The sequence below is a fragment of the Balneola sp. EhC07 genome (assembly GCF_001650905.1).
In the GTDB taxonomy this organism is placed as follows: Bacteria; Bacteroidota; Rhodothermia; order Balneolales; family Balneolaceae; genus Balneola.
In genome coordinates this window covers 171,836-191,905 of record NZ_LXYG01000016.1, presented here as the reverse complement: position 1 = coordinate 191,905, position 20,070 = coordinate 171,836, and the positions used below count along the sequence as shown (strand labels likewise).

Below are 20,070 nucleotides of genomic sequence, written 5' to 3'. Positions count from 1 at the left end.
CACTTTTTTTGTGATGTCAATTCAGGAAAAATCTCTGTTCTAGTTGGTGTAGACCTGAAAATCATCGAGCTCTTCCTGCCTTATAAGGTGAGAATCCAATTCCAGCTGTTCTTTCATAAGTCTGTTCCTCTCCGGACCAAGTGCATAAAAAATATTCAGTTGCTCAAGTTCATTACTGAAATATTTTTTAGTGAATTTATCCTTAAAAGTTCTCTTCGAAATTAATTCTTCAAAATCTTCGATCAATACTTTCGATTTCCCCAGAAAAAAATCGTGTACTAACTTTTTTGAAGCTTTATCTATTTCACAATTGAAGCGCATTGGAGCTAACCTGCCCAGTAATTGAGAAGGCAGATAGTGCGCACTGTCGATCATTCGATGTTGTAAGTACAATAATCTTAAAAGAGCTCCCAACCCTTTTCTTACTCTGGCATGACCTTTAAAACAGCCGTACACTTTTGTGTATTCGTCTAAAACTCTCATCGAAAGCCTGAACTCTCTTTTATTCCCCCGCCGTTTTGTTGATATATAATAGTAGGTTTCGGGTTTTTTGTTGGCATGATTAAAAGGAGGGCGTAGTGAACGAATAAGCAAATTCTCTAAAAGAATCGCATCCATTTCTGTTTTACAGATCTCAAACCCAATTCGGTCAATCTGGGCGATCATGCTTTGTACTTTCTTAGATTTTGAATATCTATAAGACGTAATTCTCTTAAACAGATCCTTCGCCTTACCCACATAAAGTACTTCATCCTTTTTCCCATACATCGTATATACTCCCGGCTCATGAGGGGGTAATTCCACCATTGCAGAATTCACTCTTTCCTTTTGAGTGATTGATATGGGTTCAAAAAGATCTAAAGTCACTTAATAATATTATGTGAATGGGAATATTTCCTAATTGGTGATCTCAAATTTTACTGAGTACACTGTATTTCCCCACACCAATTTTAACAAACCACCATTACCTTCTTCTTCCACAAGGATAGTAAAGCCTTCGGTGCTGTCTTCTTTTTCAGACACCATCATTGGGACCCTGCCTAAATCCCTGCTTTCGTCATAGGTTCTTCCATTTTGGCCTGTCTGTTTATTGATAATAAGAATACCACCTTCTTTTTCAGGAATAGTAAACAGTGTGTAATCTCCCGCAGGAACGTCAAGCGATCCAATTTTAAGGTGAGACGATGTTGTAAAATGTGTAGCTCTGTTGGCTCCGGTTCTCCATCTTTCACCAAAAGGAACAATACCACCAAACAGATCTCTGCCTCTTCTTTGTGGAGATCCATAAGAAACATTAAATACGGTATTTCCAATTGTGAATTCTTCTTCAATTGCACCGGATAAAGACCCGAAAGGATTGCCCTGTTTATCAGAAGCTGCAAACCTTTTTGCAATGCTGTTTATTTCAATATCATTTTTTCGTTTTACGGTGAGCTTTCTGGTAGTTTGAGAAGCATCCAGTTCTATAATGTTACCATTCTTATCTACATTTACACCCATTACTCCGCGTGAAGGATGGCGAATAGTCATCGAGTCGGAATCTATTTTTGCAACTATAAAAGTAGAAGCCCTGCTCCCTGTAAGTAATTTTTGATCAATACTATCAGCAGTTGTTTCCATTGCATTATTGAAAGCAATCTCAAAAGGCCAGTGAACCATATCTATAAAAGGAAGTATTCCTTCTTCATATCCTGATTTTATGATCCTGTAGGAGCCGTCGTTAGTTAGAACAGATACTTCAAGCGAGTCTCCGTTTCTTTTGTACGATCTTTCCAATACACCTTCAGAATCAAAACCACTTTCCAGATCAAAATCTGTAATAGTCAATTCTTCAATTCCACCATTATCTGTTAAGCTTAGTTCGTAGGATTTAAGAGATGTTCTTGGGCTCCTGAGTACAACCTTTGCTGAAATTGAATTATCCGTTTTTTCGAATTTTTCAACCGCTAGTGTATCGTTACCAAGTAGAGTTACATATCCTGCATTATTGGAAGTTTCTGTGTAGTTAGTACATGACAGAAAAACACATACGGAAGCTATAAATAACCCTACATTATACTTTTTCATGATTCTGATTTTTCATTTTGTGGTTAAGATAAAATCTTTTTTAAAGCCGCTACCTGAACAGGCTTCTTAATAAAATCTGAAACTTTTTCGTCCCATTCAATTTTGTACAGATCTTCAGTATTGGTATCCACTCTGGAGCTGATTACAAATATCTCGACTTCTTTTTCAGCCTTAGATCTGATCACATCAAATTCTTTTAAAAAATCCCACCCGTTCATTTCAGGCATATCAATATCCAGCAAAATAAGATCCGGTAGACCCGCACCTGATTCCATCATTTCCTGTATGCCATCTAATGCTTTTTTTCCATTTTCAAAAGTTGTTACATCATTTTCGGGTAGGTGACTTTTAATGATCTTTTTAACCCCGAATGTATACACTTTATCGTCGTCAATTATACAAACGCTTTTTGTCTTGCTCATGTTAATCTAATTTTAAATGTTGTTCCCTTTCCGGGTGTACTTTCCACATCGATTGAGCCTCCCAATGACTCAATCTGATTTTTTGTTATGAATAACCCAATTCCTTTTGAGTTTTCATTTCCATGAAATGTTTTATACATCCCAAATAACTTGTCCCCATGTTTGTCGAGATCAATCCCTAATCCATTATCCGAAACTTCCAGGAATGGATGTCCATTTTTCTCATACAGATCTATGCTGACTTTGGCCTTTTTATCCGGATCTCTGTATTTAATTGCATTTGAGATCAGGTTCAAAGTAATGCTTTCAAGATACGCAGGGTTATATTCTATGGTTAACTCATCATCGATGTTTTCTTCAAACTGTATGTTATAAGACAGAATATCCGATATCAGAATCTCTTTTACCTTTTTGATCATTTCAGCAGGTTTTAATTCTTTCAGATCTTTTTCTGTTTTATACTGCTGATCAATAATTTCATTTAGATCTTCTATAGAAACGTTCAGTCTTTCTGAAGCAGTCTTCAGATAACCCAATAATTCTTCTTTCTCTTCTTCCGACTCCTCCACATCAAACAGGGATAAAAGCATAGAAATATTTCCTGCATGATTTCTAAGATTATGAGAAACGATATGAGCAAAATTCAATAACCTTTTGTTTTGTTCGCCTACAATATCCAGCGTTTCATTAAGCTGCATCTCCTTTTGTTTTCGCTGAGAAATATCCGTTACAACAGCCAGTACAGCCGGGTCATCCGATCCCTCTTGCTGAAAAGGCACTTTTATAGTTTGATGGTATACTTCGTTTCCGGAAGAATCCATAGATTTAATTTCCGGAATAAATAGTGTTTCTCCGGTTTTAACAACCTTTACATCTGCAGCATGATACCCTTTAGCCAACTGCTCCGGAACCCCAAGATCTATATCTTTCTTACCAATGATCTCTTCTTCTGACAGTCCAAAAAACTCTCGTGTAGCTTTATTTGCCATCAGATATTTGCCATCAAGATCTTTAACAAATATCAGATTTGGAACGTTATCCAAAACAGACTCAAACTGCTTTCTCAATCTGTCATTCAGTTCAGATATAGATTTCTCTCTGGTAATATCAGACAAAAATCCCGATGATAAAACAGATCCATCTGCCTGTAATTCAGGATTTGCTCTTCCTCTAACCCATCTAAGTCCCTTTCTTGGTAATATAATCCTGTATTCACAACTCCATTCCTGCTGGGTTTTCACAGACCATGTTATGGACTTCATTACTCTGGCAATATCTTCTTTATGAACTAATCTCAATAATGGTTTTATGCTTGACCTCAAATCTTCCGGTTCAAGCTCCAGCACTTCTCTGATTCCTTCGCTGACAAACGGGAAACTAACTTTCTCTTTTGCATCAACTCTGTGCAAGTAGAGGAAACCCGGAGCTTGCTCAGATAGTTTTGTAAATAACTCATTTCTATCTTTTAGCTCTTCTTCGGCCTCTTTCTCTTTGGTGATATCTTTAATATAACCATAACCGAGAATACTGTTGTCCTTTTCAACCTCCAGAGTTGCATTACCCCTCAACCATCTTGTTCCCTTTTGAGGAAGTTGAACTCTGTAATCACAATTCCACTCACTTTTTGATTCAACGGCTTTCTTCAAAGAATTTTTGAACCGCTCTCTGTCTTCAGGATGTATTCTGGATCGAATACCATCAACATTGTTTTTTACATCGGCAGGCTCCAGCTCGTAGATATCTTTAATTCCTTTACTGGCAAACGGGAAGCAAGAAGTTCCGTCTTTGTTAAATTTATATTGGTAGAAGAAACCAGGAACATGTTCCGAAAGTCGCTGAAACATTTCATCACTTTCTTTCAACTTCTTTTTAGCGATCTGTTCTTCAGTTATATCTCTGGTAATTCCATAGGTGCCTATTAAAACCCCGTTCCCATCATACAAAGGCATTTTACTTGTTGATGCCCATGTCACTTGAGATGAATCATCTGCATAAACTTCCTTTTCAATTTTGTTAAAAATCGGCTTTTCAGTTTTAATAATTTCCTGCTCATCATTGAATGCAGGCCTAGCATGTTCATCCTCAAAAAAATCAAAATCAGTTTTACCGATTATATCAGAAGGATCATCCAACCCAAATTTTTCTGCACAGGCTTTATTAATTTTTATAAAGCGACTTTCCAGATCTTTGAAATAAACACTTTCACGAATATTATCCATCAAACGGGTAAAAAAGAGTGCTTCTTCATTCAAAGAAAGTGTAAAATCATCAGGAGAGGAAGCTAACTCAGCATAACCAGCCATCTTGCTGATTCCACCTTCGCCGTTCCTTTCAATAGCCTCCCCAACCCATTCCACAAAATACTCTGACCCATTGATAACATGATGGGTTTTCCGATAAAACGGAATACCTTCGCTTACTTCGGCACTAAAAAAAGCTTTAAGAACCTCTCCCTTAAAATTTTCAGGAACCAGATCGCCATCTTCCCCAAAAAGCTTTAAAAAAGTAAGTCCTAGACTCAATTCTTTAGATTGAATATTCCATACCCAACTGGATTTAGGTATCTCTTTTCTATGTGATTCAATCAATTTCATTTAAAGCTACTTGATTTCCTCCAGCATTTTAAGTCTTGTAGCTTCAAATTCATCGCCTTGTTTCCATGATTGTAGTTTATCATCATTCAATGCCCCGAAACCAACCTCAAAGAATAAACGGGTGTCTTTTACAGCTCCGGCTATATCCCAATACTCGTTAATCTCGTCGTTCACAGAATGATAATTAGCAGCTGAAACACTGTCTACCTTTTCAGCATATCCTTCAGGTTTGTTTACAAATTCATTTCCCGGATTCGGAAAGATCGCCGGTATCCCAACTTTTGCCATGTTGAAATGATCTGATCGATAGAAAATTCCTTGTTCAGGATTGGCATCCGGCTTTACAGCTCTGCCTTGTTCCTCTGCCACTTCCACAACTTTATCTGCTAATGTATTTCTTCCATAACCGATAATTACCAGATCATTAGTCTCTCCGTATACATTCATCCCATCCAGATTAATGTTTCCGGTTACTTTTCCGGGATGTACGGTTGGATTTTCCGCCCAATACTGCGAGCCCAGCAATCCAACTTCCTCAGCCCCAACAACTACAGCAAGCACACTTCTTTTTAATTCCGGCTGAATGGATTTATACGCTTTCATTGATTCCAATACCGCACTAACTCCCGCTGCATTGTCTTCTGCTCCATTATTTACCGAGTCACCATCAATAGGTTTTGTTATTCCTAAATGATCATAATGCGCTGTTAAAACCAAATATTCATCCTTTAGTTCAGGATCATTTCCTTCGATTTTCGCAATTACATTTCTGGAGTTAATATCTCTGTATTCAGCCTCTATGCTTACTGAAAGTCCTGTATTTTTTAGTTCAACAGGTTCAAAGTCCGGAGAATCTGCCGCTTCAAGCATCTCATCTATGTCAAGTCCCGCTTGGTTGAACAGAGTTTTACCGGCTTCGTAAGTTACCCAGCCATTCATTTCTGTATTTCCTTTATCTGCATTTTTATCGCTCTTCACATAAAAACGCTCTCTGCTCCAGCCATTTGAAACCACTCCCCAGCCATAACCTGCTGTTGGTGTAGTATGAATTATGATCGCTCCCAGAGCACCCATTTCTTTAGCTTTCTCGTACTTATAAGTATACCGACCATAGTACAATCTCGTCTTCCCGCCAAAAAGATCTTCGTCGTATTCAGGGTCATTATTCTTAATAATGATGATCTTACCTTTTACATCCACGCCTTTGAAGTCATCCCAGTTTTCTTCAGGCGCCTGAATTCCGTAGCCAACATACACCAGTTCAGCATCGTTGATGTCAACTTTTTCGCTTTGATTTGAAGGCCACGCCACAAAATCTTCAAAATAAGTAAAGGTATTAATAGTACTTCTTCTCAAAGGTCTTCGAACTTCCATGGAATGGCTCATCGTTTTTTGTCCTAACAAAGGAAAGCGTTGAACATAACTTCCGTCATCAACACCTGAGGTTGCTCCCATGGCTTTGAATTGCTCTACCAAATAATTTACACTCTTCTCTTCTCCTTCTGTACCGGTACTTCTTCCCAAAAATTCATCCGATGAAAGCGTTTCGATATGATTCATCATACCGTCTTTAGTTATTAATTGAGCGGCATTATCCACTTTCGAATTTGAACAGGAAATTCCGGTTGCTGCTAGTAAAATTAGTGCAAAAAGCTTTTTCATTGTTAGAGATCGTTGGTTATTCTTTTATCCAACGAGTATAAATACTTTTCGGCACTTTTTTGAATTTGATTAGATACTTTATAGTCTAATTTCGTTAAAACTTTTATTTCATGACATCATTTAGCGGCAAATCAATTTTAATTACCGGTGCAGCCAGTGGTATCGGTTTTATCATGGGGCGAATGGCTCTGGAAAAAGGTGCAAAACATCTGGTGATGTGGGATATCAATTCAGAGTCACTTTCTGCCTCTGCCAATGAACTGACATCAAAAGGATATTCTGTCTCTACAAACCTGGTTGACGTAAGAAATAAAGAGCAAGTATCTAAAGTATCCGAAGTGGTAATCAAGGAACAAGGTACAATTGATATACTTTTCAATAATGCAGGAATTGTTGTGGGTAAATCTTTCGAAGATCACTCTTATAAGGATATCGAAAATACCTTAGCCGTTAATTCTTTGGGATTGATGTACGTTGCCAGAGCTTTTTTACCTGCCATGATCGAAAACGGATTTGGTCGCATTATAAATATAGCTTCCGCTGCAGGGTTGACCCCCAATCCCGGAATGACGGTTTATGCTGCAAGCAAGTGGGCCGCAGTTGGCTGGTCAGATTCGCTCCGAATAGAGCTGGAACAAAACCATGAAAACATAAAAGTTCTTACCGTCATGCCTAGTTACATAAATACAGGAATGTTTGATGGAGTGAAAGCTCCGCTGTTAATCCCGTTGCTTGATCCTGAAAAGATCTCAGCAAAAATTCTGAATTCCGTTGAAAAAGAAAAGTTCATCCTCAGAGAACCTTTTATGATTAAGCTCAGCCCATTTGTGAGAGGAATTTTACCGGCAAGAATTTATGATTTTATAGCCGGGAAGATCCTGAAAGTTTACAGTTCTATGAATACATTTACAGGAAGAAAAGGAGCAAAGGATGACTGACCTGCAAATACATCTGGATAGACAAAAAGAATTCTTCCAAACAGGAGCCACGAAAGACATTGCTTTCAGAATTGAACAGCTTAAGAAGCTGAAAGAAATTCTGGTTGAAAATGAGCAACTGCTGATCGACGAAGTCCATAAAGATTTTCAAAAATCTGCTTTTGAAACCTACGTTACTGAGATCGGATTAGTAATAACCGATATCAATTTTGCACTGAAAAACATTGAATCCTGGACCAAACAGAGATCGGTATCAACACCGCTTGTCAACTTTCCTTCCAAGAATTTCATAATTACCGAGCCTTACGGATCAGCTCTGATCATTGCTCCCTGGAATTATCCCATTTTACTTTCGATGCAGCCCTTGGTGGGTGCAATAACTGCCGGAAATACCGCGATCTTAAAACCATCTGAACTTACCCCTCATACTTCATCTGCAATAGAGCGATTGATATCTGAATCTTTTGAGCCTGAATTTTTGAAAGTGATTCTCGGTGGTGTGGAAGAATCTTCAACACTCGTAAAAATGGATTTCGATTATATCTTTTTTACGGGAAGTACACGAGTCGGAAAAATAATTATGCGCGATGCAGCCGAACGATTAACGCCTCTTACTTTAGAATTAGGAGGAAAAAGTCCTTGTATAGTTGATGAAACGGCTAATTTAGAAATTTCTGCAAAAAGGATCGCCTGGGGTAAATTCGTAAACGCCGGACAAACTTGTGTAGCTCCTGATTATCTGTTGGTGGAAAAATCAGTAAAAAAGGAATTTTTGAAACACCTTAAAACTGCCATAAATCAGCTGTATGGTGATGACCCGAAAGAGAGTCCTGATTACCCAAGAATTATCAATGATGCACATTTTGATCGGCTGGCTTCTCTTTTGAGTGACGGTGAAACTGTAATCGGAGGAGAATCCGATAAAGAAAAAAGATACATCGCTCCGACCATACTCAACAATATCTCTCTTGAAGACAAAATTATGCAGGACGAGATCTTCGGGCCAATCCTTCCTGTTTTGGATTATACTTCAGTTGAGGATTGTATATCCATAATCAATGCTCGTCCCCGACCGCTCGCACTATATATATTTACTTCCGATCAGAAACTCGAAGACCGTATTTTAAATACTGTTTCATTTGGTGGCGGAGCAGTAAACGATACTATTGCTCAACTTGGGAATCATCATTTGAGTTTTGGAGGAGTGGGCGCCAGTGGGTTTGGGTCGTACCACGGAAAATCCAGTTTTGATTCCTTTTCGCATCAGAAAAGTGTTATGAAAAAACCATTCTGGCCCGATGTTCCAATCCGTTATGCACCCTATGATGATCTTAAATTGGGACTGGTGAAGAAAGTTTTGAAGTAAATGTTTTAATACCCACCCCCGTCCCCTCCCTAAGATTAGTGAGGGGTGTCCGCCAGCTGGCGGGCGGGGAGGGTCTGACAAACTCATTTAAATATATTAGTTTACATTCTATCTATGAACAACACATTCAAAGCATATCAGGTAAAAGAGAATAATGATGGATCTTTTTCATCAGAAGTAAAGCAAGTTCCTTTTTCCGTATTGCCGGATAACGAAGTTTTGATTAAAGTTCATTATTCATCACTGAATTATAAAGATGGATTGTCTGCATCCGGAAATAAAGGAGTAACCAAATCGTATCCATTTATTCCGGGAATTGATGCGGCAGGTGAGGTAGTAGAAGATAAAACCGGATCGTTCAAAGAAGGAGATAAAGTGATCGTCACCGGATACGATCTTGGGATGAATACTTCAGGTGGATTTGGTGAATACATCAAAGTGCCGGCGGATTGGATTGTTTCTCTTCCTCAAAATCTATCGCTACTTCAATCCATGATCATTGGAACAGCCGGATATACAGCCGCTTACGGAGTTACCCGATTAAAACGGGAACTGGTCAAGCCTGAATCAGGATCAGTTGTTGTAACAGGAGCTACCGGAGGTGTTGGAAGTATGGCTGTATATCTTCTCGCAAAACTTGGATACCCCGTGATCGCGGCGACCGGGAAAATGGATCAGAAAGCACTTTTGGAATTATTGGGAGCCGAGAAAGTAATTCACAGAGACGACCTCTATCCAGAGAAAAAAGCGCTGCTTAATTCAGGAATTTACTCTGCCGCTATTGATACCGTGGGAGGAAAGATGCTGGAAGCCCTGATTCCGCAAATGGAACAAGATGGCGCTATTGCCTGCTGTGGAAATATTTTAGGTCATGAACTCAATACCAATATTTATCCCTTCATCCTTCGCGGAGTAAGTCTTCTGGGTATAGATTCCGGAATTACTAAAATGCCCTTTCGCTTAAAAATTTGGGAAATGCTTAATAAGACAGCCGGTGATTTTCCTGAAGAAGCTTATAATGTAGTTTCTCTGGATGAACTGGACGATGAAATTGAAAAAATACTCGCCGGAAAGCAGGTTGGAAGAACCGTTTTACAGCACAAAGTGTGACCCAACTCTCTCCTATTATTTCTCCTAACAAATTGTAAAATTTGTACTTATCTATTTTTACGAGTGTTAGATTGAACTAATTTCCACAAATTAATGCTTTTTATGTAGTATTTTTATCAGTGTGATACAAAACGCTACCACCTTTAAGGAGTAGAAAAGTATGATGTCAAAAAATATTTTATTTATCGGAGAGAACTCTGGATCTAAATGGATTCTAGTTATGCTCATAGCTACTTGCCTGAGCATCAGTTGTACAGAAACTCCTGAGGTACCCAAGCAAGAGGTGTCCACCTTGGCTACCATCACCGAACCTGTTAAAAGAGATTATGCAGAAATTAAAAACACAGGTATCCTTCGGGTAATTACAAGCTACAGCTCCAGTACCTATTTCCTGCATCGTGGTATACAGGCCGGTTTTGAATATGAGCTGATCAAAAACTTTGCTAAAGAACATGAACTGGCTTTGGAAGTGATCATTATAGGTGAAAATGAAAATCCTTATGACCTTCTGAATTCCGGAGAAGGAGATCTGATCGCCGCCAGTTATACCATCACAGAAGAACGAAAAGAAGTAGTGGATTTTACCCGTCCTTATAATTTAGTAGATCAGATCATTGTCTTGTCAGAGGAATTAGATCAGGAACCCGAAAGCATTACTGACATGAGTTCCATTCCTATTACCGTTCGACGAAACAGTTCATACTATGTAAAACTAAAAGAGCTTCAGGACGAAGGGTTTGACCTTACGATCAATGTTGTAAGCGATGATATGGACACCGAAGCGCTGCTATTTCAGGTTGCAAATGGAACGTATAGTGCCACCGTAGCTGATGACAACTTTTTTCAGGCCAGTAATAAATATATGGACGGTCTTGTAAAGGGCCCTATGATCGCGGAAAATGATACCATCGCCTGGGCGGTAAGAAAAAATGCGCCTGACCTGATAACTAAATTCAACAAATACTTATACAAACATTTCAGATTTAATAATGAAGGCGTTCCTAAAAGATCAGCTTTTTTGAATGTACTCCGGAAAAAATATTTTGAAGGCAGCACTCCTGTGGCAGATTATTTCACTCCCGATATTGAAGTTCAGCGATTTGGAGGAATTTCTCCTTATGACAGTTTACTGCAAACCGTGGCATCGGAATTTGATCTGGATTGGGTAATGTTAACGTCTATTGCTGCACAGGAATCTAAATTTGATCCTAATTCCGAAAGCTGGGCCGGCGCCGTTGGAATTATGCAGGTTCTACCACGATTTTCTGAAATTCCTCTGGAGTCTTTATACGATCCTGAAATAAATATCCGTGAAGGAGCCAGAATTCTGAAAGAACAAATGGACCATTATTCCTATATGGATTCTACTTCTCAGTGGCAATTTGCGCTGGCCACTTATAACGCCGGTCCCGGTCATGTTGCCGATGCACGTCGTTTGGCTATTGACCACAATGATGATCCTAACGAATGGGAAAGTGTTTCTAAGGCCTTACTCAGACTTATGCAGCGTAAGTATTACCAACATGCCCGTTACGGGTTTTGTCGCGGAATTGAAACGGTTCGTTACGTAAATGAAATTACCAACCGATCAAATACCTACGAAGCTATTCTGGCTCTATCCCAAAGCAGAAACGATTCTTATCCGGGAGTGTTAGGGTTTAAGACGATTAATTGAGGTTGCTGTTTTTACCTCATCAAGTTCAAGCGTCATTTATTCTTAATCCAACGCTGATTGAATAAATTGTTTAGTTTTTTCAACTTGATTTGGCTTAACACAAAAACAAAAAATACCTCCAAAATCCTGCTGCCAAAAAACATCCTTTTCTGTTAACGAATTAAGAAGTTTTTTGAAGTTTTCCGATTCTGATATTTCTTTAGACAATATGAAATCCAATATTTCAAATTCAGAAGCCACGACAACTTGAAGAAATTTGAGTTTATTTTCGGATTCATAGTCTGCTAAAATTACATCTCCGTATTTTGCTTGGGTCGCACAAATGGGATGTTCTAAAAGCTTAAATTTAGAATCACCTAAAGCTTCTACTTCGCAAGAAACAGTTAATCCTTCCTCTGGAAAATTGATATTCGTATCAAACCTTTTCAATGCAATTCCATATTTCAAAAAAACTACTCATCCACCTTCAGCACAATTGTAGTAATATCATCGTACTGAATGTTATTGGAGAATGCATTGATATCCGTAATGATCGCATCCTGAATTTCCTCAGCAGTTTTATCTCTGTTTTTTCGGATGCATTCTTTCAATCGATCCGTTTCGTATTCTTCGGTTTGCTCAGGGTTCATCGCTTCCGTTACTCCGTCTGTAAAGAATACTATCAGGTCGCCGGGTTTAAGATCAATTTCTGCGCTTTCGTAGGGCATCATGGTTGGCATTGCACCAAGAATTACACCGCCTTCTTCCAGCAAAACCGGCTCATCCGATCCCTTTCTGAATAGAATCGGAGGGTCATGCCCTGCATTCACATATTTGAACTTAGTTCCGTTATCAGCAATGATTCCCCAGAAAAAAGTAATGAATTTATCTGCCGGGGTGTTGTTGTAAATAATGTCATTGATGCTTCCTGTGGCTTCGCTCATGGTTACATCGATAGGAGCCAGGGCATGTAACATAGATTGCAGGTTTGCCATTAATAACGAAGCAGGAACTCCTTTACCGGTTACATCAGCTATAGCCACTAAATGATTTTTCTCCGGAGTTTCTATAAAATCGAAATAGTCTCCACCAACCTGACGTGAAGAAATATTTATGGCAGCAAGATCAAAACGATCAATTTCAGGTAACGGATCAGGCAATAATCCGATCTGAATATTCTTTGCCAGATTTAATTCTTCTTCCATTCGTTGCTTTTGAAGACGCTCGTCAAGCAACAGAGATTTTTGAATGGTAAGCAGTGCCAGATTTCCCAACGATTGCAGGAAGTTAACTTCTTCGGGGCCGTATTCCTGTTTATTACCTCGGAGTCCAACGCCAACCACACCGATCTTTTCGTTCTGAAATTTCAGCCCGATCACCAATCGGATATTATTCTCGTTCAGAAATTCACAGTCAGAATTTTCGGAAATATGAGTTACATCATCTAACTCAAAAATTTTATCGAGATCGTCTTTCGAAGGTTCTTCTTTTATACCGCTGATTGAAACAATAGACTTCTCATCATCAACATCCAGAGCGAAAAAGAACGTCCGGATCAGCATTTGTCCAAGCATCGCAAATTTGAAAACCCGCGCAATTTCATCCCGATCCACCATCAGGTTAAAATCCTTGCTGAGTTCCAGCAACGTATTCAAGTCATGAACCTTTCTGTCCAGGCGCCGATTGATATGACGCATTTCCTTAAACATTCGCGAATTAGCGATTGCTACGGATGAGATAATGGTAAGACTCTCAATAAACTCGATCTCTCGTTCTGTAAGCTCTTGTTTGTTCCCTTTTGGTCCAAGACATAAAAACCCAATATGATGATTGGTTGTTTTGAGATTAAAAAGGATGCTTTCTTTTTCTATTCCGATCTGTTCAAAAACAGAAGCGTATTTCTCGCCATGTAAAACAGACGTTTCCAGATCAGCATCAGTAAAATCTATAGGTATTTCATCATCTTCTTTCAGCCAACCTCGTCCTTTTGCTCTGGAGGCGTAGTACACATTTTCACCGGGTTTAAAGATCAGGATCATCCCCTTGGTTACTAATAACTTCCCCATTGTTATCAGCAACAGATTGTTTAAAACAAAGTCAGGGTCCTGAGATTCAATTAATAATCGGCTTGTTTCTAAAAGCGTTCGAAGTTCAAACCGGCTGTGCCGTTCATCAAGATTTGTGGAAGAACTCACGGCATCATAAGTGTTTTATCATTCGGATTTCATTCATATGTCCGGAACGATTGTATTGAACATTATCCATCAACTTGCGGATCAGATACACACCCATACCACCGCGTTGTTTATTTTTGATCCTTTCTCTGATATCCGGCTCGTTATATGCTCCCACATCAAAACTTTCACCTTCATCTTTAATAGAGATCCACAGTTGAGAATTATCTGAACCCAGTTCTATTTCTACGGGCTTCGCAGGAATATTTTTATAAGCGTGTTTTATAATATTGGTGTAAGCTTCATCAACAGCCAGACGAATATTTCCTATTTCTTTTTCGGACAAACCTAGTCTTTCGGCATGTTCAGCAACAAAATCACGTACTTTTGCCAATTGAGACGTTGAAGCCTCAACTGATAAAGAGTGTATGTTGTTAGAGGTTGCCAAAATATACTAGTTGTTGAATCCGGTTAATGCTTCGCTTTCGTCGTCATGAATATCATACAGGGTCGGGAATCCGAGAAGATCAAATACATTGTATACTCGCTCATTCATATTTGTGAGCTTAATATCGCCACCCATTCCTCTTACGTCTTCAATGTATGCCATAAAAACACCTAAGCCTGCGCTGGCGATGTAATCCAGGCCTTTACAGTTTACGATGATACAAATTTCGTTTTGGTCGATGAGAGATTTGAGAGAGTTTTCGAGCTGAGATGCAGTATGGGCGTCAAGTTCGCCACTTATATCAAGTACACGAATGTTATCAACTTCCCGTATAGAAATACCAAAGTTTTTCATTCTTGTGGGGTTTTAAAAGTTATTGAGAGTTAAATGCATTCCAATAATAGTGTAAACTTGAGAATATGAAAAATAAATAAGGTACACGATTACGGAAGCTGGGAAAAAAGGTTACAAAAAATAGCCTGACACTTTTTCCTAATGTGAGACATCATAAAGCTAACAAATGATTATTTCTCCATTTGGTTTGCGATAGAAAAAGAAAAAAGTGCTGATACAGGTTCTTGATCTTCGATTTCATTTGAAACAGTAACTCCACCAGTAAATTCCCCAGTGGACTTAGCTATTATTTTTAGAGAATTATTTTCGGTAACTATTGCCGAGTCTATATTAGGAATGTTCCATATAAATTTAAACCTTGTATCCAAGCTATCTTCTATAATGCAGGTGAATGTCATTTCTTCTCCAACTATCCCCGGGCTGGGCTCTATATTAACGCCCAAAATATCTGTTTGAAATTCTACTGGATCAGGGCCAGGTCCGCAAGAAAAAACAAAACAGCAAATAGTGAAGAAATACCTCATATCAAACAAGTTTAAGCTCAACCATAGTGCCTGTTTAAGAAAATTGTGATTCAAAAAAATAGCCCCGCACATGTTTCGGATGTGAGGGGCTGACTATTCATCAAGAGAGACGCTACTTGAGCGTACCTTTAATTACGTAAATGCCTGGCAGATATACAACTAAAATTCCAGACAATTAAAATTGATCATCTCACCTTGGAAACCCAGTACCCTGAGTTGATCTCTTTAGCAAGTTCTGCGCCTAAGTTTGCAGCTTCTTCTTTAGAACCAAAGAATCCAACCCTGACTCTGAACCATACATCACCGTGTTCTTCTTCACCTATCTTTACGGTGTAAGCACTCGGGTAATTTCGATCAGACCATTTTGCAATATAGCCTTTGGCTTTGTCTTCAGACCGGAAAGCCCCAACCTGAACGGCATATTCTCCATTCTCCATGAAAGTGTAACCCGCGGTTTCTTCTTTCATCTCTTCAGAAGCTGATTCACTGGACTCGGTAGATTCTGTGTTATTTTCTTCTTCCAGACGAGCCATTTCTTCCGCGATTTGCTGTTGTTGAGCTTTTCTAAGCGAGTCCATACGAGCTCTTTCCTTTGCTCTTCTTTCTTCTTCCGTTTCACCACAGGCGGTAATTATGGTAAAACCAAGCACTACAAATAATAGTTTAACTCCAATATTTTTCATGATGTAGATAGTTTTATTAACGGGTAATTTTTTTCTTTATTTAACTTACGTTTTAACGGCTTGTTTCCCAAATAATGAAAAGAAAAAACAAGCCATTCAATTATATAAAGCTGTATCTTATTCAGAATGAATCTACTTAAAAGACTTTTTGTTTGAATCATTATGAATACCTCAATAGTAGAAATCAAAAATATTTCAAAATCGTTTACAAAGAACAACCCTGTTGTAAACGATATTTCGTTTGATGTAAAGTCAGATGAGATCTTTGCGTTGTTAGGTCCGAGCGGATGTGGAAAGACTACCACTCTACGATTAATTGCAGGTTTTGAATATGCTGATTCCGGTTCCATTACGATTCAAAACACCGTTGTTGAGAAGGATAAAATTCACGTCTTACCTCAGGAAAGAGGAGTGGGATTCGTATTTCAGGATTATGCCTTATTTCCGCATATGACAGCCATTCAAAATGTCGCGTTCGGCTTAAAGGACATCCCCAAAAACAAAAGGGAAGTATACGCCGAAGAAGTTTTGTGTAGAACGGGAATGGAAAAGTACAGAGACAGAACTCCTGATGAGCTTTCGGGTGGACAGCAACAAAGAGTGGCGTTAGCAAGGGCCATTGCTCCCAAACCAAAGCTGGTGTTAATGGACGAGCCTTTTTCAGGATTGGATGCCATGCTCAGAGATTCAACCAGAAAGGAAGTAAGAGCTGTTCTGAAAAAATCCGGAATGAGTGCCATCCTGGTAACTCACGATCAGGAAGAAGCACTGTCATTTGCCGACCGGATAGCTGTTATGAACAACGGAAAAATCGAGCAGATCGGAACCCCGGAAGAAGTTTATTATCAGCCAAAGACGCAATTTGTAGCTCAATTTTTGGGCAGAACAAATTTATTCCGCGCTTATGCCAACGGTGGTAAAGAAGTGGATACTCAGTTCGGAGAAGTTCTAATCAATAAAAATGCTGAGGGGCTTATCCTGTGCTCCATTCGCCCGGAACATCTTGGAATTGCTAAAGCTGAAGTTGAGGAAGATTGTGGGACTATTATCGGAAGAGAGTTCAGAGGTCACGATATAACATATTACGTACTTTTCAGAGGCGACCGCTATATTGTGCATACCGACAATCGCGACATCTTTGAATTAGATGATAAGGTTATTATGAAACCTTTGGAAAAAGCTATCGTTCTAGAACAAAACAAAGCAATACAATAACATTATGGGACTTTTTGATTTTCTTATCTATTTATTAATCGCTGCAATTTGCGGTGGAATCGGACAGAGTTTAGGCGGTTTTAAAATTGGGAGCGGAGGTTGTCTTATCTCGGCCGGTGTTGGATTTATCGGTGCTATACTTGGTAAGTGGATCGCTGTAGAACTAGATCTTCCCCGCTTTTGGTCAGTTGAGATCGGAGATAGTCAATTTCCTATAATCTGGTCTATTATTGGTGCTGCAATTCTTTCAGGTGTTCTCGGTGCTGTTTTAAAAGGAAAGAGTAAGCTTAAATAGTTTTTTAGTTTTAAGAGCCTTAACTGTATAATTTTGTATGGATTGTTTCGTATCCATTGAAACAATCCATATCAAATTCAGTAAAGATGCCGGAACAAAAAAAGGCTATGCTCAAAAAACTATTACTACTTTCTTTCATTTTTCTTACTTCAACATCTGCATTCGCGCAAATCCGGGTTGATGGCATAGTAGCGGATGCGAAAACCGGTGAGCGCCTTCCTGCTGCACATGTTATCATTGAAGGAACCTATACCGGAACAATTGCCAATGAAGACGGGGAATTTGGCCTGATAGTCCGATCTTTCCCCGCCACTATCGTGGTTCGCTATATTGGTTTTGAAACTCAAAAAAAGACTATTGACAGAAATCATTCCGAACCGCTGGATTTTCTATTGAAAGAATCCGTTGCGGAAATGGAACAGCTTGTAGTAACTACAGAAGATCCGGCTATTTCTATCATGAAAGAAGTGATTGCCAGAAAAAAGATCTGGAGAGCAAAACTTAATACCTACAGAGCGGAAGCCTATTCCAGACAACAGCTTTTAAATGATACAACAATCGTTTCTGTAACTGAAAGTGTTTCTGAAGTTTTCTGGGATAGAAGAAGAGGCCCGCGAGAAGTCCTTAAATCCCGAAGACAAACTGCAAATATGGAAGGTGCGGATAACTTTGCGGGCGTAAGTTATTTACCCAATTTTTATGATGATGAGCTGGATATTGCAGGTTTTGATGTTGTAGGAATTACGGATGAAAGAGCTTTAAAATATTATACATTTAAACTTGTCGACTTTACCAGCATTGACAATAAAATTGTTTTTGAGATCTCTGTTGAACCTAAACGTAAACTTCAGCCTCTTTTTGAAGGAACGATCTTTGTGCTTGATGAGGATTTTGCGCTTTTATCCGTAAAACTGAAACCGAATAACGTTATCGTTTTCCCTCCTCCGGTTCAGGATTTCAACTTATACTACGAACAACAGTTCAGTAATTTTGGAGGAGACTTCTGGCTACCGGTTGATGTCCGGATCGATGGCTTAGTTGAAGTTGGGATTGTTGGTTTGAGATTCCCTCCAATTGGTTTCCATCAGGTTTCTAAAATGAATAACTATCAGGTTAATGTAACTCTGCCGGATTCGCTATATGAAGACAATAGCCTTTTTAGCATAGACTCAACTACGATTAACAAACCTGACTCCGTTTTTACCAACACAGTAGAACCCGTTCCCTTATCCGCCAAAGAAGAAGCCGCTTACAAAACTTTGGACAGCACAGCTACACTTGAGAAGTCCTTTCGTCCAAAAGGGTTTTTAACCCGTTTTATAGATTGGGATGAAGAAACAAGTGACGGCGAAACAACCGTTTCAGTTGGCTCAAGCTCAGGTGAAGGAGGAAATACAGGAAACAGAACAAACCGCAAAAACGGCTTTGCTTCTAAACTATTATCCAACATTTCTCCCGTTGGTCGCTTCAACAGAGTAGATGTATTTAATATTGGTCTGGAACACGAACGTAGATATTATAACCGAAGACTTCGTTCAACGGTAAATTTTGGATATAGCATTGGTTATGAGGATTACACTTACGGAGCCGCTTTAAGTTGGTGGCCTCTGGCAAATACACGACGGTTTGTGGTTTCCGCAAAATATCATGCTGATACATTCAGTAGCTACGAGTCTGATCTTTACGGGATGACATTCGCCAGTACCATGCCTCTTTTTGGCTTTGATGATTACTTCAATTACTACAGAAATGAGCGCTTGGAAATCGGAACAGGATACAGACCTCCTCGTCACAGATTTACTTACAGATTATATTATAACTACGAAGAACACAGTTCTATCAATTATAAAACCAGTTATGATATATTAGGCAGGGATAACCTACAGAGAATAAACCCCCAAATTGAAGATGGTACCTTAAGTGCTGTTAGATTCCAAATTACCCGCGGTGACTTAACCAATAATTTTGGAGTGGTTGAACTCAATGGTGCCAGTTTAAGTGTGGAACAATCCGCCAAAGCCATTGGCAGTGATTGGGATTATACTAGATTTAAGATCAATCTATTTAAACGGTTCAATACTTTCTATAAAAAGCGTTTCTTTCCAAATGCTCTGGATATTCGGGTAAATGCAGGAACATATTTAGGTGACTTGCCTGTCCAAAAAAATGGCGCTTTAGATGCTTCTTTTGGGTACATCACTCCTTTCGGAGCTTTCAGATCCAAGAGATATATTCCCTATCAGGGAGCCAGCTACTTTGCGGTTAATGCAGAACATAATTTCCGCAGTGTGCCTTTAGAAATGCTCGGATGGAGAAACGCTCCGAAAACTGGCCTTTCTATAATTGCGTTTGCAGGTGTTGGTAAAACCTGGAATACCTCTTCCAATATCACCCGTTATGGTCTGGTCGGAACCAACGACCTACACCTTGAAGTTGGTGGTTCAATAAGTAACATCTTCAACCTATTCCGTTTCGATCTGGCCTTCAGAATTGATGAGCCCGGTGTTTTCCCCGGAGTTAGTGTAGCGAGATTTTTCTGATCTAAAATATAGTGACATAAAAAA

18 protein-coding genes are annotated in these 20,070 nt (G+C 39.1%); 7 read left to right on the top strand and 11 right to left on the bottom strand.

Annotation, left to right across the window (positions count from 1 at the left end; translation table 11 throughout):
* Window positions 1–39 precede the first annotated feature (39 nt).
* From A8B79_RS08370 to A8B79_RS08350, 5 genes are read right to left on the bottom strand one after another with little or no spacing between them, the layout of a single operon-like run.
* Window positions 40–867, bottom strand: coding sequence for a nucleotide excision repair endonuclease (locus A8B79_RS08370; protein ID WP_066220867.1), 828 nt, complete (start codon window positions 865–867; stop codon window positions 40–42).
* 30 nt (window positions 868–897) lie between these two features.
* The gene (locus A8B79_RS08365) at window positions 898–2,067 is read right to left on the bottom strand and encodes a DUF2911 domain-containing protein (RefSeq protein ID WP_066220866.1); all 1,170 of its coding nucleotides are present in this window, start codon (window positions 2,065–2,067) and stop codon (window positions 898–900) included.
* A 23-nt stretch (window positions 2,068–2,090) separates the two neighbouring features.
* On the bottom strand, window positions 2,091–2,489 hold the full coding sequence (locus A8B79_RS08360) for a response regulator (RefSeq protein ID WP_066220861.1): 399 nt from the start codon (window positions 2,487–2,489) through the stop codon (window positions 2,091–2,093).
* The gene (locus tag A8B79_RS08355) at window positions 2,486–5,083 is read right to left on the bottom strand and encodes a PAS domain-containing sensor histidine kinase (RefSeq protein WP_066220859.1); all 2,598 of its coding nucleotides are present in this window, start codon (window positions 5,081–5,083) and stop codon (window positions 2,486–2,488) included. The genes A8B79_RS08360 and A8B79_RS08355 overlap by 4 nt, the downstream gene beginning before the upstream one ends.
* A gap of 6 nt (window positions 5,084–5,089) precedes the next feature.
* Window positions 5,090–6,745 carry a M28 family peptidase gene (locus A8B79_RS08350; RefSeq protein ID WP_066220856.1) on the bottom strand — a complete coding sequence of 552 codons (1,656 nt, stop codon included), beginning with the start codon at window positions 6,743–6,745 and terminating at the stop codon, window positions 5,090–5,092.
* Between the two features lie 110 nt (window positions 6,746–6,855).
* Between A8B79_RS08350 and A8B79_RS08345 the strand changes: the two genes are divergently transcribed.
* From A8B79_RS08345 to A8B79_RS08330, 4 genes are all read left to right on the top strand, one after another.
* Entirely contained in the window at window positions 6,856–7,683 is an 828-nt protein-coding gene (locus A8B79_RS08345; protein WP_066220853.1) for an SDR family oxidoreductase, read from the top strand.
* Window positions 7,676–9,049 carry an aldehyde dehydrogenase gene (locus A8B79_RS08340; RefSeq protein WP_066220850.1) on the top strand — a complete coding sequence of 458 codons (1,374 nt, stop codon included), beginning with the start codon at window positions 7,676–7,678 and terminating at the stop codon, window positions 9,047–9,049. The genes A8B79_RS08345 and A8B79_RS08340 overlap by 8 nt, the downstream gene beginning before the upstream one ends.
* A gap of 114 nt (window positions 9,050–9,163) precedes the next feature.
* Window positions 9,164–10,159 carry a YhdH/YhfP family quinone oxidoreductase gene (locus tag A8B79_RS08335; RefSeq protein ID WP_066220846.1) on the top strand — a complete coding sequence of 332 codons (996 nt, stop codon included), beginning with the start codon at window positions 9,164–9,166 and terminating at the stop codon, window positions 10,157–10,159.
* Between the two features lie 283 nt (window positions 10,160–10,442).
* On the top strand, window positions 10,443–11,834 hold the full coding sequence (locus A8B79_RS08330; RefSeq protein WP_442855459.1) for a transglycosylase SLT domain-containing protein: 1,392 nt from the start codon (window positions 10,443–10,445) through the stop codon (window positions 11,832–11,834).
* A 42-nt stretch (window positions 11,835–11,876) separates the two neighbouring features.
* Here the strand turns inward: A8B79_RS08330 and A8B79_RS08325 are convergent, their stop codons facing one another.
* From A8B79_RS08325 to A8B79_RS08300, 6 genes are all read right to left on the bottom strand, one after another.
* Window positions 11,877–12,281, bottom strand: a complete 405-nt coding sequence (locus tag A8B79_RS08325; RefSeq protein WP_066220834.1) for a hypothetical protein — start codon at window positions 12,279–12,281, stop codon at window positions 11,877–11,879.
* A 5-nt stretch (window positions 12,282–12,286) separates the two neighbouring features.
* Window positions 12,287–14,008: a PP2C family protein-serine/threonine phosphatase gene (locus tag A8B79_RS08320; RefSeq protein WP_235603627.1), complete on the bottom strand. Its 1,722-nt coding sequence runs from the start codon at window positions 14,006–14,008 to the stop codon at window positions 12,287–12,289.
* Window positions 14,009–14,012: 4 nt separating this feature from the next.
* Window positions 14,013–14,435 (bottom strand): ATP-binding protein, encoded by a 423-nt coding sequence (locus A8B79_RS08315; protein ID WP_066220828.1) that lies wholly within the window; start codon window positions 14,433–14,435, stop codon window positions 14,013–14,015.
* Between the two features lie 6 nt (window positions 14,436–14,441).
* Window positions 14,442–14,789, bottom strand: coding sequence for an STAS domain-containing protein (locus A8B79_RS08310; RefSeq protein WP_066220825.1), 348 nt, complete (start codon window positions 14,787–14,789; stop codon window positions 14,442–14,444).
* Between the two features lie 170 nt (window positions 14,790–14,959).
* Window positions 14,960–15,313: a hypothetical protein gene (locus A8B79_RS08305; protein WP_066220822.1), complete on the bottom strand. Its 354-nt coding sequence runs from the start codon at window positions 15,311–15,313 to the stop codon at window positions 14,960–14,962.
* 185 nt (window positions 15,314–15,498) lie between these two features.
* Window positions 15,499–15,996 carry an SPOR domain-containing protein gene (locus tag A8B79_RS08300; protein WP_066220818.1) on the bottom strand — a complete coding sequence of 166 codons (498 nt, stop codon included), beginning with the start codon at window positions 15,994–15,996 and terminating at the stop codon, window positions 15,499–15,501.
* A gap of 162 nt (window positions 15,997–16,158) precedes the next feature.
* Here A8B79_RS08300 and A8B79_RS08295 point away from each other — a divergent pair, with 162 nt between their 5' ends.
* From A8B79_RS08295 to A8B79_RS08285, 3 genes are all read left to right on the top strand, one after another.
* The gene (locus A8B79_RS08295) at window positions 16,159–17,211 is read left to right on the top strand and encodes an ABC transporter ATP-binding protein (protein WP_066220816.1); all 1,053 of its coding nucleotides are present in this window, start codon (window positions 16,159–16,161) and stop codon (window positions 17,209–17,211) included.
* Between the two features lie 4 nt (window positions 17,212–17,215).
* Complete coding sequence (locus A8B79_RS08290; protein ID WP_066220814.1) at window positions 17,216–17,506, top strand: hypothetical protein; 291 nt, start codon at window positions 17,216–17,218, stop codon at window positions 17,504–17,506.
* 86 nt (window positions 17,507–17,592) lie between these two features.
* Window positions 17,593–20,046 carry a DUF5686 and carboxypeptidase-like regulatory domain-containing protein gene (locus tag A8B79_RS08285; RefSeq protein WP_153038397.1) on the top strand — a complete coding sequence of 818 codons (2,454 nt, stop codon included), beginning with the start codon at window positions 17,593–17,595 and terminating at the stop codon, window positions 20,044–20,046.
* Window positions 20,047–20,070: the final 24 nt, after the last annotated feature.

Excerpts from the sequence above, each read along its gene's own strand:
- A8B79_RS08365 (WP_066220866.1), bottom strand. The coding sequence starts at position 2,067 with ATGAAAAAGTATAATGTAGGGTTATTTATAGCTTCCGTATGTGTTTTT.
- A8B79_RS08360 (WP_066220861.1), bottom strand. The coding sequence starts at position 2,489 with ATGAGCAAGACAAAAAGCGTTTGTATAATTGACGACGATAAAGTGTAT.
- A8B79_RS08355 (WP_066220859.1), bottom strand. The coding sequence starts at position 5,083 with ATGAAATTGATTGAATCACATAGAAAAGAGATACCTAAATCCAGTTGG.
- A8B79_RS08350 (WP_066220856.1), bottom strand. The coding sequence starts at position 6,745 with ATGAAAAAGCTTTTTGCACTAATTTTACTAGCAGCAACCGGAATTTCC.
- A8B79_RS08345 (WP_066220853.1), top strand. The coding sequence starts at position 6,856 with ATGACATCATTTAGCGGCAAATCAATTTTAATTACCGGTGCAGCCAGT.
- A8B79_RS08340 (WP_066220850.1), top strand. The coding sequence starts at position 7,676 with ATGACTGACCTGCAAATACATCTGGATAGACAAAAAGAATTCTTCCAA.
- A8B79_RS08335 (WP_066220846.1), top strand. The coding sequence starts at position 9,164 with ATGAACAACACATTCAAAGCATATCAGGTAAAAGAGAATAATGATGGA.
- A8B79_RS08310 (WP_066220825.1), bottom strand. The coding sequence starts at position 14,789 with ATGAAAAACTTTGGTATTTCTATACGGGAAGTTGATAACATTCGTGTA.
- A8B79_RS08305 (WP_066220822.1), bottom strand. The coding sequence starts at position 15,313 with ATGAGGTATTTCTTCACTATTTGCTGTTTTGTTTTTTCTTGCGGACCT.
- A8B79_RS08300 (WP_066220818.1), bottom strand. The coding sequence starts at position 15,996 with ATGAAAAATATTGGAGTTAAACTATTATTTGTAGTGCTTGGTTTTACC.
- A8B79_RS08295 (WP_066220816.1), top strand. The coding sequence starts at position 16,159 with ATGAATACCTCAATAGTAGAAATCAAAAATATTTCAAAATCGTTTACA.
- A8B79_RS08290 (WP_066220814.1), top strand. The coding sequence starts at position 17,216 with ATGGGACTTTTTGATTTTCTTATCTATTTATTAATCGCTGCAATTTGC.
- A8B79_RS08285 (WP_153038397.1), top strand. The coding sequence starts at position 17,593 with ATGCCGGAACAAAAAAAGGCTATGCTCAAAAAACTATTACTACTTTCT.